Source organism: Sporolactobacillus sp. CQH2019, from assembly GCF_028765345.1.
Taxonomy (GTDB): Bacteria; Bacillota; Bacilli; order Bacillales; family Sporolactobacillaceae; genus Sporolactobacillus.
Genome location: NZ_JARAJZ010000002.1, coordinates 224,355 through 242,076, shown reverse-complemented (window position 1 = coordinate 242,076; position 17,722 = coordinate 224,355). Strand labels below are relative to the sequence as shown.

The following is a 17,722-nucleotide window of genomic DNA, read 5'->3' as shown; positions in this document are numbered from 1 at the left end:
AATAAATGAAGCGGAAAACTTTAGGAAAGATATCGGTCGTTCAAATTTCTCTGCTGTTAATCACAGGCATCGGCCTCAAGAACCACGTGATGATCATCCCGGCGCTTATTCAATCTGCAGGAAGAGACGGGTGGCTGTCGATCATCTTAGCTTTTATTCTTATTTCACTGTGGGGCTTTTTACTTATTTATATTTATAACGGCACAGGCAGGGGTCATTTATTCAGCTGGCTGGATCGGCATATCGGGACCTGGCCGACGACATTATTGAAAGTAATGATTAGTTTATATCTCGTCTTTCTTGCTTTTACCACTTCCAAAGAAATGACGGCGTGGACGAAAGTTGCCTATCTCGTTAATACGCCGTCTGTTTTTCTTATTATATTGTTTACAATTCTTTGTGCTCTTATGGCATCGACAAGCTTGCAATCCTTAGCAATTACCAACGTCTTTTTATTGACAATCATTGTCATTCTGGGATGGTTTGTCGGCATTTCAAATATGCACTTCAAAGACTTCTCGCTCCTCCGTCCTGTTTTAGAGCAGGGTATGGGTCCTGTTTTTTCCGGCACGATCTATACATTATCGGGGGCCATCGAATTAATGATGGTTCTGTTTCTCAGTCATAAAGTTCACGGGTCGATAAATTATAAGGCCCTGGCAATCAATGCTTTCTTACTCTCTTTCCTGACCGCCGGACCGTTTATCGGGGCGATCACTGAATTCGGTCCCGTGGAGGCATCGAAGCAGACCTTTCCCGCTTACGAAGAGTGGAGTATTTTAACGCTGGGCCGATTCATAGAGCATGTTGATTTTTTTTCAATTTATCAATGGCTGAGCGGGGCCTTTATACGCGTTTCCTTGCTTCTGTATATTTCTGCGGAAGTGTATCAAATTAAAAAGAAGAGAACGCAATTACTTTTATTATCGCTTTACGGCTTTCTGATTATCGTATGCGTTCTCTGGCCGGTCAGTGATATGACCTTTTATACTTTGTCCGAAAAGATTTTTATGCCGCTGACTTTGTGGTTTTTTCTGGCCCTATCAATCATTTTTGGGCTTATTGTTTGGATTGTAAACGGTATCGAGGGAGGAAGCGGCAATGCGCAGAAAAAAAGCGAACCGGAAACCGGGAGGAGTTAAAAAGCTTCAGACGATCACAGATCGCGGGATCGGCAGTGAAGGCGGAAAAGAGACCGTTAAAACATCGATCAGTGAAAACGAATTGCAAAAAGTGTTTGCCGGATGTTCCGATATCCATTTTCAACAGATGCGGTTCGGCGATCATCAGGCAATCATTGTCAACTGCGAAGGCATGGTTGATAAAGAAATGCTCAACCAATCGATGTTTCCGAAAATGGAGAACTTCTTCCAGAGTAATCAGAACGCGGTAATGACGAAGGACAGAATCCTGCAGTCCCTGCATTTGCCGGATCTGGCCGAAGTGACCGATGAAAAGCAGATGACGGACGATGTTTTTTCCGGAAAGGTATTGTTCTATCTAAAAAACGGTTCGTATATTTTTTCAGCGGACATTTCCAAACGGCCGCAAAGAACTCCGGAAGAAACGAGAACGGAAGTCAGCATAAAAGGCCCGCGGGACAACTTTATTGAGGACTTATCGATAAATATTGCGTTAATCCGCAAGCGGCTGAAAACGACTTCGCTAAAAGTCGAGAACTATCAGATCGGACGGCGTTCACGGACCCCAGTCGGCCTTCTTTTTATTAAAGACATTGCCAACAAACATATTCTTGATGAATTAAGAAAATGTATCAAAGCAATCGACGTAGATGCTGTCTATGGCGGGAATCAGTTTATGGAATTGATCGAAAAAGTTCCGTTTCTCATTCCGAAGCACTCTTATTCCGGACGTCCTGATTTTGTTGTTGAAAGCTTATTGAGCGGCCGATGCGCTATTTTAATCGACGGAGTCGCTTATGCAAATATCGTGCCGACCAATCTGTTCTTCCTGCTGAAATCGTCGGGCGACAGCGAATTTTCGTCTTTTTACAGTTCCTTTGAGCGGGCGCTGAGAATATTCGGCGTGTTTTTTGCGGCTTATCTGCCTGGCTTCTGGGTTGCCATCACAACTTTTCATCAAAACCAGCTGCCGCTTACGCTGCTGGCCCCGGTTGTTGAATCGCGCCAGGGATTGCCGCTGCCGACGGGTCTTGAAGCAATCGTGGTGATCATCCTGTTCGAATTGTTAAAAGAATCCGGGATGCGCATGCCGCAGTCGATCGGTTTCACGGTCAGTGTCGTCGGAGGCCTGATTATTGGCCAAGCGGTTATTGATGCGCGGCTGACCAGCCCGGCCATGATGGTTGTTATTGCCGTGTCGACCATTTCCACGTTCACATTTACGAATCAGGGAATTATAGGAGCGATTAGTCTGCTTCGGATCGCAACGATTGTGCTTGCTTCTTTTTTGGGATTGTTCGGGTTTATATTATCATTTTTCTTTATCATCGTTTATGTTTCAAATTTACGGATATTCGGCCTCCCTTATATGGAAATGCTGGCCAATCTTGATTTTTTCAACATAGTGAAAGCTATGTTCAGATTGCCGGCACGATACAATAAAAAGAGGCCGGTCATGTTGTTTTCCCGGGATAATACGCCAAAAGGAAAAAATTAACATGAGAAAACACGCCGGCATTTTTGCCATCCTGCTAACGATATCGGGGCTGTGCGGCTGCGGCGGGGATTCCAATGAGCCGGAGAGAATGGTTTATGCACATGGGATCGGCTTTGATTATCAAGGCGGGCAATACGTGGTGTACGTGCAGTTTATCGATTTCTCATCCATGGTCGGAACGTCCGGCGGGGGGCTGGGAGGCGGTTCGAGCAGCAGCTCCTCATCTATAGTGAAGGCTTCGGGGAGAACGATCAATCAAGCGGTAAGCAATCTGTATCTTCTTATGGATCGTCATGTTTATTGGGGCCACCTCTCTTTTGTCCTTTTGTCGGAAAGAGTGATCCATCATCGGGGGCTTAAGGAAAGCATTGATTTAATCAACAGAAATTACAGCACACGTTATAATATTTTGTATTATGTCGCTGCGGGCAGTGATCTGGAAAAGTATCTGACTTCCGTTCCGATTAATAAAATTCCTATATCAATGAGCAAGTTAAGCGATCCGGACAACAATTATTTGCAGAATTCCTATGTCAGGCCCAAGTCCCTGCGTGAATTGATTCTGAGCCTCGATGAACCCAATCATCAGACGGAACTGCCGCTTATTTCCCTTAAGGAAAGAAGCGGATTGCATAAAGGCCAGACGGATACCGATTACTTGGGCGTCGTCATCCTATCCGAAAATGATATACAGGGGAAATTAATTTGCACTGATGTATACGGGCTTAGATGGCTTTACAGCGGCGGCGTGGGACGTGTGCGCGTCATTCTGAAGGATCAGGAGCGGTATCTGGCTTCCGTAGATGTTACCGGCACGAAGTCCAGAATTGTGCCGGCTATGGACCGCACCGGCAAGGTCCGCTTTACGATTGACATTAACGTAACGGCACACGTCATGACAATTATTAAACCGACACACGAAAGAACATTGGAAAGACTCCTCGAAACACAAGTAAGGAGAGAAATAGAAAGAACGTATCGTGTATCCGTCAACCAGCATATAGATGCTTTTCATTTTTCCGAAGCGCTTTACAGAAGCAAATATTCCGCAAAATGGCATCGGCTTCAACATAACGGGAAAATAGATCTTGACAAACTGACTTTAAAAAAGGTAGAGGTCCATGCTTACATAAAAGATTCAGGGAAAAATAATATGATGCCGACTTTAGATTGATGTTTCAGGACTCCGCTGTTCAGCATTTTCTCTGGAATGGCTGTTTGATCATGAATGACGGATTTGAGTTTCAAGACTTCACTGTTCAGCATTTCTCCGATGGCTGCCGATTCCCACGGCAGCAACCATGGTGCCGGAATGAACCCCCCGGCGGATAATTATAACAAGGTGGTTAAAAGTCAGTAAGGGATCTCCAGCTTAACACTTCTACCTCATTGGTATAATTATACAAGTCACTAATAGGCCGAAAATACCTTAACATCAGGATTTCTCATGGCCTCGGTATAGAAAACGCGGGAATGCAGGGCCCGGTACGGAGCGGGAAGGCAAAAAGCCGGGTACACGACGATCCGTGCACAAAATATCGAGGCTCCCCCGCAGACGCAGCGGATGCAGACAAAAAAATAAGCGCCGTAGCGTTGAAAGGTTTGCGTTGATTTAAAAAAACATCCGGCGCTTTAAAGCTGATCGGACCGGGAGATGGGCTTTTAAAGCCAATAAGCAGATGAACGTGCTTCGAACATGCGGCTAAAACGGGCGGGCCGGTTACATGAAAAACAGCGCTCAGCTCACCGCCGCCTTTTTGAAACGTGTTTTGATCCGAGAACCTCGTCTGCTGCTCAGCGGCTCAGATTGCTTAATGAAGAAGGAAGCTGAGCACTGGCGGATTCATCCGGGGAAATTCTCCGGCTCTCGCAGCCAGCAGTCGGAGAATTAAAAAATGGTGAATTCAGCCGCTCCGATTGATAAGTTTCGGCTGTAAGCCCTCCGCAGGGAAAAAACCGGCAGCGATGCGGGGGAGCGCCGGCATTGAGAAAACAAAACAGGGATTGGCGAAGCACAGCTAAACGCTTTCAGCGATCCGGACCGGTGCAGCAGAAAGGCATGAACTTGTTCAGACCAGCGATCCGAATCGGACAGAATCGTTTTTCGACTGTCCGTCGATTTTTCCGACAATCTGCGCAAACGCAGCGGCTGTGCGCTGCCAGTTTGTCCGCTTCAGTTGCTTTTTAGCGAACGCGGTCATTTTTTCCAATTCCTTCGGCCGTTTCAGATAAAAATGGAAGCGGCGCGAAAAGTCATGAAAATCCATGCTTGTCAGCAGAGCCGAACCCTTTTCAAAAAAGTAGGGGAGCGTGCCGTCTGCAAACTCCATCACCGGCAATCCGGTGTGCATCATTTCAAACGGAACGAGTGAAATATTGCTCATCGAGGCCACCATGCCGAAATCGCATTTTGCATAGAGTTTAAAAAGCTCCGACTTGTTCAGTTTGCCGAGATTGGTTCCGTTGGCAAAAAAGGTGCCGAGCGGCGATCCGTAATAATAAACATGAAGTGTGATTCCCTCGTTCTGCAGCTGTTCCTCCAGCCGTTTCATCAGCAGTTGCGTAATGATCGGCGCCCGCCTGGCCGTCGGCCGATTGTAAACGGCAATGGACAGCTCCTTTTTCTGCGGGTATTTCCTGAAATCACGCGGAACTTCCGGATAGTCCGCCGGTTCAAAAGCAAAAGGAATGCTGTCAACCGGGCTCAGCGGCGAGCAGTTTTTTTCAATCATTGCTTTATTCCACGGACCGAGGCTGACCATATGCAGGTTCAAATCATACGTTTTTTTGGCCAGCAGATATTGATCCCCGTAATCATAAAAATAAGGCTCATAATCCTGAACGAAGTACATTTTGTACCCGTGCAGATTTTTGATCACATAGGCGGATTCCCAGAAAGTAGCGATCCACACATCTGATTGATAGCTTTCAAGCGCCGACGCCGGAAGAATCTTTCCCAGATAGCCGGGAAGATTCAATTCGGCGTTCCGTTCCATTTCCTCCACGGACTGCGGTTTATAGCTGAGGTAGGCGACCTGATAGCCTTTTTGGCTCAGATAGGTACCCAGCTTTAAGACAGAAGTTCTGCCGCCGCTGTACGGAAGCATGCCTCCGAGGACGAAGGTGAGCGTGCGCACCCGATCGGGCAGGCTTTGCTCAACCGGATCGAAATCGATGGAATGATAAAAATCAAGATAATCGCGGACTTCACCCTTTCCCTCATCTTTAAAATGATATCCTTCTTGCAAAATAACACCAGCTCCTGTCCATTCTCCCCGGAGCCGGGGAATCTGCAAATGTGCGCCGAACCAGAGCGACGCCGCTGTTCCGAGAGTAGGAAAGCCCCGACCGGCCGTTTCCGAATCCGTTCGCGCAGAAAATGCCACGGAATATCGGAAGCAGCCACTCTTTTTCTGATGAAGTTAAAAAAAAACAGAAAAACGAAATTCCACCTGTTTAGAATTATTATAGGGAATAGCTGAGCGTAACAAATAGTGCTCATGGAATTCGGAGTGACTGCAAAAAAACGCGGGGAGAATAATTATTAAAAAATCATTAAATTTATTATAACATATTTTAAATTATTTGACAATTTAACCTGCATGTTACGTATAAAATGATCGTTAATAAAGGGGAAATCTCAAACCGAACAAACGTCTGAATAAGGGTTCGACAATCAGAATATTATTCCGGGAAAACAGCCAGTTTTGAACCACTGCTGTTTTCCATGGCTAAAAAACATGGACATGCGCATCAGTCGCAAATAGGGGGCCGTCCTGTAAAATCGTCATCCTATCCAGATAATGAAAATTATAGTTTTTCAGCTCACAGATATCGGCAATCTGATCAGAATGATTGCTGAAGCAATACATCTGACAAAAAACAGGGATCAAAAAAATTGCAGAAGGCAGAACACGCACAGAACAGTGGGAAACAAACCGGATTTAAGAAATTCCGAACCAGAATAGGGGAGGAGAAAACAAAAGAAGAGAAATTTTCATTGCTAGGCCAAACCCACACGGATTGAGCCTGACTTGCGCCGAAATTTTGAGCTCGCACCGAATCTGAGCAGTCGCACCGAATGGGGGGAAAGTCGCACCAAATCAGGCGGAACTCGCACCGAACAGGAGCGGTCGCACCGAACCAGGCAGAAGTCGCACCAAATGGGGGGAAAGTCGTACCAAACCAGACAGAGGTCGCACCGAATGGGGGGAAAGTCGCACCGAACCAGACAGAAGTCGCACCGAATGGGGGGAAAGTCGTACCAAACCAGACAGAGGTCGCACCAAAAATGGTCAAGTCCTTTTTGTGTGTAAATTATCTCAGCTGGATGAGCCTCATCATGAACGGATACTGGCTACCTTGGCGGTTGCTGCGTGCCGTCACTTTTTTTCTTCAAGTCCCAGTAAAAGCCCATATTCAGGTAGCGGCGCTCTTTTGGCTAGGTTTCATTTCGCTCCATGAGCAGGAGTCAGCGTCTTGGGAATTACGCCAAAATCGTGCTGAACGGGGAATCGTCAATGGATACTGGGCAAAATTTTATGCTTGTGACTAATAAAGCAGATTTTCTTAAAAATTATTTCGAATACCTTTATTAGTGTAAAAATCAATGCTAAATAACATTTTAACAACAAATGTCTCCGAAATTCGTGCTTTTTTGAGATATTTCAATATTCTCTTTGGAACTGCAAGAACAGGATTTTTAAAATGATTGTTGAATTTTATTTTATTAAAGTAAATTGTACTTGAAAAGGAGTGATTTGTTTGATTGTGAAGCCGCTTTTTGCGCCGTGGCGTTTGCTTGCAGAACAGTCCCTGCTGTGGCATTTGCCCCGCGACATTCCGGGAGTAGCCGCGATCGAGAAGGATCTGGCTCGGCTTGAGGCAGGATGGCACGGCGAACAGGAACTGGATTTTTATCTGCGCAGTTTTCCCGATGAAAGAGTACGAATCTTCTATGATTTACGCTTATCCATTGAAGAACAAAAATTCCAAATCGATACATTATTACTGACCCCGAATTTTCTAGCAATATTGGAAGCAAAAAACTATTCGGGAACGTTAAGCTTTTTGCCTGACGGTCAGCTGGTTCGCATAATTTCCGGACGGCGTGAAGGTTTTCCCAATCCGCTGACTCAGCTCAGCCGCCAAAAATATTTACTGAAAAAATGGCTTGTCAATCATCAAATTTCTGTGCCTGCGATTGAATCACAGGTTGTCATCGCTAATCCCGCCGCAATTATCGATAATCTCTCCGGTATGCCTTCCGTTAATGATTTTGTCACTCATGCTGAACAAATTCCCGCGCGAATTCAATGTTGGTTTAAAAAATACCCAGACAAAATAAATGAAGCGGCACTTAATGTTTTGGAAAAGCAACTGCTTGCTGAACAAATCGAGGACGTCCCTGATGTTTTAGAAAAATTTAAAATCAAGACGGCCAATTTACAACGCGGCGTTTGCTGTGATCACTGTCGGAATTATTCAATGCAGCGTATCTATGGGCAATGGGCCTGCCCATTCTGTGGGATCCGCAGTCAAACCGCACATGAACCAATGTTACTCGACTATTTTCTGCTATTCGGCCGGAACATGACAAATAGACAATGCCGTGAATTACTCATGGTCGAAAATCGTTACCTGATTCCACGCCTTATGAAAAAAATGAACATTCCAATAGCCGGAAGTGGAGCCGGTGCAGGACTTTACTATAAAAGACCCGCACATGAAATATACGAAACCTATTATTATCAGAGAAGAAAAAATAACATAACAACAAAATCCAGATAATAATTCAGTTAGTCAAAAGTCAGTCAAAAATTTAGAAGTTCGCTGCATCAACTCGCACCGAATGGGAGGAAAGTCGCACCAAATCAGGCCGAAGTCGCACCCAAAAATCGAGGCCGCACCGAATCGATCGGAACTCGCACCGAACCGGGAGAAAGTCGCACCAAATCAGGCCGAAGCCGCACCGAAAAATCGAAGCCGCACCGAATCGGTCAGAACTCGCACCGAACCGGGAGAAAGTCGCACCGAATCAGGCCAAAGTCGCACCAAATCAGGCCGAAGTCGCACCCAAAAATCGAGGCCGCACCGAATCGATCGGAACTCGCACCGAACCGGGAGAAAGTCACACCGAACCAGGCCGAAGCCGCACCCAAAAATCGAGGCCGCACCGAATCGATCGGAACTCGCACCGAACCGGGAGAAAGTCACACCGAACCAGGCCGAAGCCGCACCCAAAAATCGAGGCCGCACCGAATCGATCGGAACTCGCGCCGAACCGGGAGAAAGTCGCACCGAATCAGGCCAAAGTCGCACCAAATCAGGCCGAAGTCGCACCAAATCAGGCCGAAGTCGCACCCAAAAATCGAGGCCGCACCGAATCGGTCAGAACTCGCACCGAACCGGGAGAAAGTCGCACCAAATCAGGCCGAGGCCGCACCGAAAAATCGAGGCCGCACCGAATCGGTCAGAACTCGCACCGAACCGGGAGAAAGTCGCACCAAATCAGGCCGAGGTCGCACCCAAAAATCGAGGCCGCACCGAATCGATCGGAACTCGCACCAAATGGGGGGAAAGTTGCACCAAATCAGGCCGAGGACGCGCCAAAAAATCGAGGCCGCACCGAATCGGTCGGAACTCGCACCGAACCGGGAGAAAGTCGCACTGAATCAGGCCGAAGTCGCACCCAAAAATCGAGGCCGCACCGAATCGATCGGAACTCGCAACGCATCGCGCAAAAATTCAGCACGTGAATAAGCTCCGGCTTTTCAGCACGGAGCTTATTCATATGGCGGTGTTCTGAATGATCAAACCTGAGGATTGAAAGCCCCGGCAAATCGCTGCGCTGTTTTGTTCATCTGCCGCATCGGCTGCCGGACCCACTGCGGCACATTGTTCTGACCATTTCTCAACCAAATAAAAGCTGCTGTAGCTGCTCCGCAAATTGCTAAAAACGGCCAAAAGTTATTGCCATTTCTCATGTTGATTCTCACCCCCGGAATTATTTTGGTTTATTGAACGAAAAAAATGCTATGCAAAAAAAGGAAACGGTGCATCATAAAATGTACGAAAAAAAACCGCTTGCGGAGATAGCCGGCAAAGTGGGGGGAGAAAGTGGACCGTTCACAGAAGAAGGAAAATGCTCAGTAGCTGTATCTTGAATCTTGAGCGTATGGATTCTGCGGCATATTGTGATCTTTCGGCAGCGGGTGTGAGTTTGATTTTTTGGGGCCGTAAATGTTTGACTGCAGACATTCATCAGTCGGTCCGATAACAATGGATGGTCCCTGCAAAGGGGCCAGGGCCTGCTTAAGCAGATGAGGATCCAGGCAGTACGTATGGGCGAGCACTTCAATCGGGGTCTTTGTTAAAAGGTCTGATCCGAATATATATTCCGGGTAAGGAGCATCAAAAATAGCGAGTAAATGGGTTTTATTTTGCGAGGCAATTTCCCAGTGCCACCAGCCCTGCGGGATATTTGCAACTTGACCGGGAGCGATGGGTATATTTGCGACTTGATTGGTAAAGGGATTAATCAACGACACGATGGCCGATCCGGAGATGCAATAGACAAGCTCCGACGCATTTTGATGATAGTGGGGTTCAATCACATGTCCCCGGCTTAGATAAATGTCAAGAAGCGATGTATTGCCTAGCGTGTTAAGATTGTCCCGGCCCAAACGATTAATAAAATTCTCTGCGTTACGTGTATTAAGTCTGTTCCTATTAATGTCGAAAAAGTATTCGACATCAGGGGACGTATAGTCCATATAAGACGTTACCATAAGCATGACTCCATTTCCGGAATTTTTAACACAGAGTTATTGTATGATCGGCGGCCGCCATAGGTGTCTGACCTGCTTTGTTTAAACACTATTGATGACTATTATGCCTATTCAGGGCGGCATATCCTCCCTGCTCATCTGCTCTTAAAATTAGCTATGCTATCGGCGGCTGCGATTCCGCCATGCTGAAAAGCAGGATCCGGCATCGGAACGCGCCGGGTCTGAAATCTGTTTCGATGATACGCATATACGCAGCTATTGGCTTTGCACTGTTTCCTGCCGATTTTTTAAGTGCTGCTGAAGGGTATTTTTACCGCACTGCGGCTTCCATCTTCTCACCGCACTGAAAGCGGACGCTGGCAGCCCGCCGCAGGACGGAAGAATCACGTGGGGATGGGGCTATCGCAGAATGAAAATTATTCATTTGAACGTATTTGCCAAAATGTTATTTAGATTGTGAAGATAGGGTTTAACGATAAAATCTCTGGCGCCGATGTTAATGGCTTGTATGATCGCTAAGCGGCTTCCTATGGATGAACACATGACAACGTTTGCTTTTGCGTCGAATGCGATTATTTTCTTCAGGGCTTCAATTCCGGTTAGGATCGGCATTGTCACATCCATTAAGACAACATCAGGACGGACTTTCATATATTGGCGAACGGCTTCACAGCCATTGGCGGCTTCACCGATCACACGGAAAGTGTCGCTGTTTAATATGTTTTTTAAATAATTTCTCATAAAATGGGAGTCATCGACAATGAGAACGGTTTTTTTCAATCTTGAATTTCCTCTCTCTAAATGTAAGGCAAATTAGAAAAGAGCATTCAGTTGATTGTGCAGGAAAAATTCCCGGCAGCCCGGCTGCCCTGGCAAAATACTACTTTAGGTCCGTGGCTTTGCGTCTTTTACTTTCGTAAAATTTGCCCTATAGGTATATTAGCACCTTAAAGACCTAGATAAATGTGCCTAATTGCCTACAAATTTGTTAAGAAACAATACCGATAATATGCTTGGAATAAAGTAAGTGAAGCGTGTGATGACTTGTTTATAATAAAATGAAGGTTCACTTTTTACAATGGGCATTGATAAAAGTGCTTAAAAGAACATATCAAGGAACTTTGTTTTCCCTGCAATGTCCGGAGCGTCGTCAGGCTTTCCGACGGTCGGATTTTTGATTTTCATCAGAAATTATCAGAAATTATAGGAATGAGAAAAGATTGATATAAAATGGCCGTTTTCGCTAAGCAGCGCATAAAACGGGCCGGACAGCGATATATTTTCTGGCCGATAAAGATCCGTGGATGCGGGTGAATGGCACTGAAAAACGGTATCCGGCGATGAAGGAAGGGAGCGGCTGATTGCGCGGATTTTTGATTGATCCATGTTGATGAAATAGAACAGGGCGTCCCATCAATCGATTTTTCGATGCTGAGATGCCCTGTTTGCCCAAAAGAAGGTGAATGGCTGAAAATGGGTTTGAATTTGTCGGCGTTCGTGGATTAATACCAGAACGAAGCGCCGATAATAATTAACAAAATGAACAGAACGATAAGCAGCGCGAATCCATTGCCGTAACCTCCGCCGTATCCGTATCCATCAGCAACAGGAGCCCCCATTAGCGACACCTCCTTCTCTTACATGTTGATGCAGTATATGAGCGGATGGACGGAAGCGGAACGGATTAAATGCCCATTTACAGGCGGATGATCGATTCAGCCTCCATTTGTCTAAGAAAATACGGCTCATGATAACAGGAGAGGCCGGACCATCGCCGAATGCCGAAACTTCCTGCCGGCACAGTCAAAAATGCCCGCCTGAATGGCTCTTTATGCATTGCAGGGACGGACAAACCGCCCCGGCCCCATCCTTCGGAGAAAGGATACAATGATCCCGCCGCATGGTTGCGGGGCAATGCCGGGGAGCCTGCAGGGACGGACAAACCGCCCCGGTCTCATTCTTCGGAGAAAGGATACAAACGGATCTTCCGCACGGTTGCGGGGCAATGCCGGGGAGCCTGCAGGGACGGACAAACCGCCCCGGTCTCATTCTTCGGAGAAAGGATACAAACGGATCTTCCGCACGGTTGCTGGACATCCCCGGAAAGCTTGTACAGAAAGTGTAATATAACAAAAAAAGCCCGGGTTTTCCGGGCAAATATAAATTCTTTCAGACCCAAAACGGGAACCAAAAAGGTGTAATGAATGGAAACCCGAAAAGGGGAAAGGGAACGCGAAAGGGAGAAAAACGGGCGAATCCGGGAAAGCGCCCGAATTGTCTGGTATCCTCCTCTTCCCTTTTGTGATTGTCTTTTTCGGCAACCAGGATGGTTACTGCTTCATGATCGACGCTGAGGATGATTCCTTCGATCACTCTTCCGTCTTTTAAATGGCCCATAACATAATAATTAATGTGTTTTTCGCACAAATCTTTTATCTGTTTGTGGTCATGAGGATGATGATGGCCCGTGTTTTCTCCCATCGGATAGTTTGTCGGATAATTGCCGGTCAAATTGCTGTTTACATCCCGATAATCATAAAACTGTCCGGCTTCTTCATTCATCTTCACATTCCTCCTTTGTCATGAACAGGGTATTCACCCAGGAAGAAATGTGTTCTTTAAAAAAAGCTTGCTTAAGGTTCGGAGCGTCAAGATGTTTTTCCATTCGCCGTCCGAACATCGGGAGGTCCGGCCGCCCCTCTTATTTCTGAGAAATTTGAACGCTCTTTCTCTTTTTTTGCTGCTTTTTTTAAGTATTTTTTAAGAAAAGCGGATTATGCTAAAAGAGCCTGATAAGGCAAATCATGTCTCTTTTTATTTTAAGCCTCTTTTTTTAGCCCTCGCCTGGGGCTCTTTTTTTTTGAAACGATGATTCTGCCGCGGATCGGCGGGTACTGTACGCTGCAGCATCGATCACCCGCGTGTTTTCCGGGTCAGTGTTTTATTATCCAAGAATATCTAATAGACCATTTATGATCGATCACCCGCGTGTTTTCCGGGTCAGTGTTTTATAGGCGATCATGAGCAGAAGGACGGCAGCGAGAATCAACCCGAGAACCATCATAGCTGCGTGGAAGAAAAAGGATTCAGGCAGAATGGTGATTACCGGATCCGTCGCCGCGTTAAAAATCCAGTAGTTATTTCTGAAAAACAGTTTGTGAAAGAAGATAAATGAATCGTTGAAATCAAGGAAAAAAGCGGTCAGCGGAACGATCGTAAAAAGGATCAGGGCAACCGCTGTCGTTTTTAAAAAGTGAAAGTCTTTATTTCTAATGTTGGAATAAAAGCCGGCGGCTCCGGCAATGCCTGTAACGAGCAGAAGAATATCGATCCCTGTAAAAATTCTTTTTACATCCTCAAAATGAATACGCCCGTGCTGCGAGTAGGAGAGTGACGGCAGATGGAAAGTCTGAGGCATCGGGTTCAGCAGATAATCGATCATATAATTATAGTTTTCAACGATTCTTACCCGGCTGAGATGCGACTGTACGGGGATATTTAAGTATTGAATGTCGAAATAGTAAAGCGGTTTGAACAGAAGGGTCAGCTGAACGGAAAGACAAATCAGAAACAAAGCGAGGAGCAGTGAAAGTCCGTTCTGAATGAATCGATAACTTGAAAAGGGCAATGGGCACACATCCAATGCTGATTTTTTGATCACGCATTCATTATAATAAATGCACGCAAAAAATGATAAAAATAGCCTGTAAAAGCGGCGAAAAAAACTGATCATCTCCTCAAACTCCGGGAGATGATCAGCCGCCGGCTGTTTTTAAAGTCATTCAGCTGCTGTTTTTAGACTGTTGCGCCTGAATCGTTCCTGTTTTTTATTATCCGCGACAAATAGGCGATAATATCTCTTCTCTTGATAATCCCGATGAATATTCCGAAATCGTCCACAACGGGAACGAAATTCTGGGAAAGGGACGTATCGATCATATTCTCCATTTCGCCGTCCACAGATATAGTTTTTACATCGGTATATAATGGGACGTCTTTCAGCATAACGGATTCGGTATGCCTGAAATCAAGGTCACCGCTGTTTTTCAGCTTCCACAGGAGATCGCCTTCGGTCAGCGTACCGACGTAATGTCCTTTTTTGTTCAAAATCGGGACGGATGTGTAGCGGTAATGCTCCATTTTTTCCATAGCCTGTCTCATGGTCCAATAATCATATACATACTTGCATTCACTTTTTGGCGTGATGAAAAAAGCGACATTCATATTCCGAGCTCCTTTCAAGACTGCAATGTGATCGTTCATCCACGATAAAGTATACGAAATGTCCGGCGATAAAAAGGCCGCAGGAAAGCATTCCAGAGTCGTCTTTTTCTCCCTTTCCCGCAGAATTCAGTGAATCATTTATTTTCACGAAGCTATCGTACTCCTGAAATGCATCGCTGTAAAGGAGAAACAGCACCGGAAATCCGCAATGATTTTCCGGACTGAGCAGCCGTCATGACGGTTAATTTCGGCGGCGGGTTCCTGAAAGATGCACCGAAAAAATTCAAGTATATTATAATAAATGGGACAGGACCGTTTTGTTCCGGACCCTTTTCCTGAAAAAATTTTCTAAACTTTATGAGCGAGGCGATGGACTATGGATCATTTTGTTTATTACAATCCGACGAAGCTGATTTTCGGCAGGGGACAGCTCGAACAGCTGAAAACGGAGATTCCGAAATACGGCAAAAGAGTGCTGCTTGTTTATGGCGGCGGCAGCATCAAACGGACGGGCCTTTATGATCAGGTGAAACAGATTCTTGACGAGCTTCATGCCGAAGTGTCCGAACTGGCGGGCGTTGAACCGAATCCGCGGCTGACAACTGTAAAAAGAGGAATCGATATCTGTCTGACAAAGGATATCCAGTTTTTGCTGGCAGTCGGCGGCGGGAGCGTCATCGACTGTACGAAGGCGATTGCTGCGGGCACGAAGTTCGACGGCGATCCGTGGGAATTTGTAACGCGTAAAAAAACGGTGCATGATGCCCTTCCGTTTGGAACAGTGCTGACGTTGGCGGCAACCGGTTCCGAGATGAATCCCAATTCGGTGATCACCAACTGGGACACTCATGAAAAATATGGGTGGAGCTCTGCTTATTCTTATCCGTCTTTCTCCATTCTCGACCCGACCTTCACGTTTTCCGTGCCGAAAAATCAGACAATTTACGGCATGGTCGATATGATGGCACATGTTTTTGAACACTATTTTCATCAGACGACGCATACGCCGCTGCAGGACCGCCTGTGCGAATCCATTCTGCAGACGGTGATTGAGACGGCACCGAAGCTCGTAAACGATCTTGAAAATTATCAGCTTCGCGAGACGATTCTTTACTGCGGGACGATGGCGCTGAACGGCATGGTATCGATGGGATTTGCCGGCGACTGGGCGTCGCACAATATCGAACATGCCGTTTCCGCTGTCTATGACATTCCCCATGGCGGCGGGCTGGCCATTATCTTCCCGAACTGGATGAAGCACAATCTGGATGTTAATGTCGGCCGCTTCAAGCAGCTTGCCGAGCGCGTCTTCCATGTCGACCCGCAGGGGAAAACGGACCGTGAAATAGCTCTTGCCGGGATTGAAGCGCTGCGAGCATTCTGGACAGGCATCGGCGCGCCGAGCCGTCTCGCCGACTATTCAATCGACGGCAGCAAAGTGGATCTGATCGCCGAACGTGCGATGGCAAGAGGTGAATTCGGCCAGTTCAAAAAACTGAATAAAGAAGATACGCTGGATATTCTCCGCGCTTCGCTGTAAACATGAAGAGAAAAGCTCCGTCTGTCCGTGCCCGCAGAAGACAGACGGAGCTTTTTTTAGAAACGGTCCGGAGAAGTGCGTGCTGTCTGAATGGAGTTCCGCGTGTGTTGTATTCCATTTGAAAAAGGAACGGTTTGCATTTCCGATACGGTTCGGCCGGCTTTCATCATTTGTAGTGGCCGCCTATTTTGTCTGCGCGTGCCCGGAGCTGACTGGCCGGCATCAATGAGGGTCCCCGGAAAATGGCCGTTTTTCCGTATTTTCGATAAATGGCATCGACGGCGGCACTGAGTCTCTCTTTTTTCTCAAGACACGCGAACAGGTCAAGCTGATAGCTGCCTGCGGGCTGCAGATCGGAAAGAGTTACGGCGGCGCCGCGCACCGGCTGCCTGTCCCAGCTTTCGGTGAACAGGCGGTCGGCCGCCCGGTAAATGTCCATGCCGAAATGAGTCGCAAAGGGCAGCCTGATTTGCCGATGGAAACCGCTGTGCCGTTCAAAAACGCCGGATACAGCGACGGAAACGACGCGGCCTCTGTACTTTCTTGCCCGCGCCCGGTAGGCGACTTCCTCGCTGAGTTCCAGCAGAATGACACGGATGTCTTTAATATTTGCATAATCATACGGCAAAGTCATATGGTGGCCGATCGCTTTTTGTTTGCCGAATGTTCCTGGAGAGACCGGGGAGGTGTCGATGCCGCGGGCGGTCATCCAAAGCAGCTCGCCGTTCACGCCCCATTTTTTTCGCAGAAGGCCGATCGGAAAGTTGGCCAGATGGCTGATCCTGCGGATGCCCATACCGAGCAAGTGCTGTTCCATGCGATGACCGACACCGAACAATTCACCGATCGGCAGCGGCCAGAGACAGTGCTCGATGTTGCTGCGATTGAGTTCAAAGATACCGGCCTTGTTATGCTTTCCGAAATGATCGCAGGCCATTTTCGCCAGGACTTTATTAGGGCCGATACCGATTCTGGCACGCACACCTGTTTCTTTTGCTATCGACCGCTGAATCTGTTCGGCCATCGCAAGCGGGGATTTGTAGAAATGCAGGCTGCCTGTCATATCGACAAACTGTTCGTCGATAGAATAAGGTTCGACGAGATCCGTGAATTGCTTCAGAAGGCGGGTCACTCGAACGGAGACGTCTATATAATGCTGCATTCGCGGCCGCCGGATAACGGCGTGCGGGCACTTTTTCAGCGCCTGGCCAAGCGGCTCCGCCGTCGTGACGCCGAATTCCCTGGCCAGCGGACAGGCCGCGAGCACGATGCCGCTTCTTCGCTTCGGATCGCCGGCTACGATCAGCGGTTTGTCTCTGAACTCCGGGTGGTCGGCCTTTTCGCATGAAGCATAAAAGGTCTGCATGTCGATGAGAAAAATGATCCGCTCCATTGATGTCCCCCATTTCTAAGTCCAATTTTATTATACACGAACATACGTTTCTTTATTACTGGAAAATAAAACATATGTTCCCTTTTGCTTTTTGAAACGGCTGACGGAGTTTTTCAGCAATCGGTGAGACGAGTA

14 protein-coding genes and 1 riboswitch are annotated in these 17,722 nt (G+C 47.0%); of the genes, 6 read left to right on the top strand and 8 right to left on the bottom strand.

What is annotated here, in order from left to right; all coding sequences use genetic code 11:
* Nucleotides 1-5: 5 nt before the first annotated feature.
* The 4 genes from OYT88_RS04100 to OYT88_RS04085 all read left to right on the top strand — a co-directional run bounded on the left by OYT88_RS04100 (nt 6) and on the right by OYT88_RS04085 (nt 4,532).
* Nucleotides 6-1,142 (top strand): GerAB/ArcD/ProY family transporter, encoded by a 1,137-nt coding sequence (locus OYT88_RS04100; RefSeq protein WP_274398129.1) that lies wholly within the window; start codon nt 6-8, stop codon nt 1,140-1,142.
* The gene (locus OYT88_RS04095; protein ID WP_274398128.1) at nt 1,102-2,640 is read left to right on the top strand and encodes a spore germination protein; all 1,539 of its coding nucleotides are present in this window, start codon (nt 1,102-1,104) and stop codon (nt 2,638-2,640) included. Before OYT88_RS04100 ends, OYT88_RS04095 begins: the two co-directional genes overlap by 41 nt.
* A gap of 1 nt (nt 2,641) precedes the next feature.
* Nucleotides 2,642-3,814, top strand: a complete 1,173-nt coding sequence (locus OYT88_RS04090) for a Ger(x)C family spore germination protein (RefSeq protein WP_274398127.1) — start codon at nt 2,642-2,644, stop codon at nt 3,812-3,814.
* 550 nt (nt 3,815-4,364) lie between these two features.
* Nucleotides 4,365-4,532 (top strand): hypothetical protein, encoded by a 168-nt coding sequence (locus tag OYT88_RS04085; protein ID WP_274398126.1) that lies wholly within the window; start codon nt 4,365-4,367, stop codon nt 4,530-4,532.
* Between the two features lie 177 nt (nt 4,533-4,709).
* Here OYT88_RS04085 and OYT88_RS04080 read toward each other — a convergent pair whose 3' ends face one another.
* On the bottom strand, nt 4,710-5,888 hold the full coding sequence (locus OYT88_RS04080; RefSeq protein WP_274398125.1) for a glycosyltransferase family protein: 1,179 nt from the start codon (nt 5,886-5,888) through the stop codon (nt 4,710-4,712).
* A gap of 1,507 nt (nt 5,889-7,395) precedes the next feature.
* Here OYT88_RS04080 and OYT88_RS04075 point away from each other — a divergent pair.
* Complete coding sequence (locus OYT88_RS04075) at nt 7,396-8,430, top strand: nuclease-related domain-containing protein (RefSeq protein ID WP_338000538.1); 1,035 nt, start codon at nt 7,396-7,398, stop codon at nt 8,428-8,430.
* Nucleotides 8,431-9,788: 1,358 nt separating this feature from the next.
* On the opposite strand, the gene OYT88_RS04070 is transcribed toward OYT88_RS04075, so the two are convergent.
* The 6 genes from OYT88_RS04070 to OYT88_RS04045 form a co-directional block, all read right to left on the bottom strand.
* Nucleotides 9,789-10,430 carry a cupin domain-containing protein gene (locus OYT88_RS04070; RefSeq protein WP_332238590.1) on the bottom strand — a complete coding sequence of 214 codons (642 nt, stop codon included), beginning with the start codon at nt 10,428-10,430 and terminating at the stop codon, nt 9,789-9,791.
* A 420-nt stretch (nt 10,431-10,850) separates the two neighbouring features.
* Complete coding sequence (locus tag OYT88_RS04065; RefSeq protein ID WP_274398124.1) at nt 10,851-11,210, bottom strand: response regulator; 360 nt, start codon at nt 11,208-11,210, stop codon at nt 10,851-10,853.
* Between the two features lie 71 nt (nt 11,211-11,281).
* A riboswitch (cyclic di-GMP riboswitch) is annotated at nt 11,282-11,368 on the bottom strand.
* Nucleotides 11,369-11,932: 564 nt separating this feature from the next.
* Nucleotides 11,933-12,049: a YjcZ family sporulation protein gene (locus OYT88_RS04060; RefSeq protein WP_274398123.1), complete on the bottom strand. Its 117-nt coding sequence runs from the start codon at nt 12,047-12,049 to the stop codon at nt 11,933-11,935.
* Between the two features lie 550 nt (nt 12,050-12,599).
* On the bottom strand, nt 12,600-12,992 hold the full coding sequence (locus tag OYT88_RS04055) for a hypothetical protein (RefSeq protein WP_274398122.1): 393 nt from the start codon (nt 12,990-12,992) through the stop codon (nt 12,600-12,602).
* Between the two features lie 418 nt (nt 12,993-13,410).
* A complete protein-coding gene (locus tag OYT88_RS04050; RefSeq protein WP_274398121.1) occupies nt 13,411-14,163 on the bottom strand; it encodes a TIGR01906 family membrane protein in 753 nt (250 codons plus the stop codon).
* Between the two features lie 62 nt (nt 14,164-14,225).
* Entirely contained in the window at nt 14,226-14,654 is a 429-nt protein-coding gene (locus OYT88_RS04045) for a CBS domain-containing protein (protein ID WP_274398120.1), read from the bottom strand.
* A gap of 376 nt (nt 14,655-15,030) precedes the next feature.
* On the opposite strand from OYT88_RS04045, the gene OYT88_RS04040 reads away from it, so the two are divergent.
* Complete coding sequence (locus OYT88_RS04040) at nt 15,031-16,194, top strand: iron-containing alcohol dehydrogenase (RefSeq protein WP_274398119.1); 1,164 nt, start codon at nt 15,031-15,033, stop codon at nt 16,192-16,194.
* Between the two features lie 166 nt (nt 16,195-16,360).
* Here OYT88_RS04040 and OYT88_RS04035 read toward each other — a convergent pair whose 3' ends face one another.
* A complete protein-coding gene (locus OYT88_RS04035) occupies nt 16,361-17,587 on the bottom strand; it encodes a DNA polymerase IV (RefSeq protein WP_274398118.1) in 1,227 nt (408 codons plus the stop codon).
* Nucleotides 17,588-17,722: the final 135 nt, after the last annotated feature.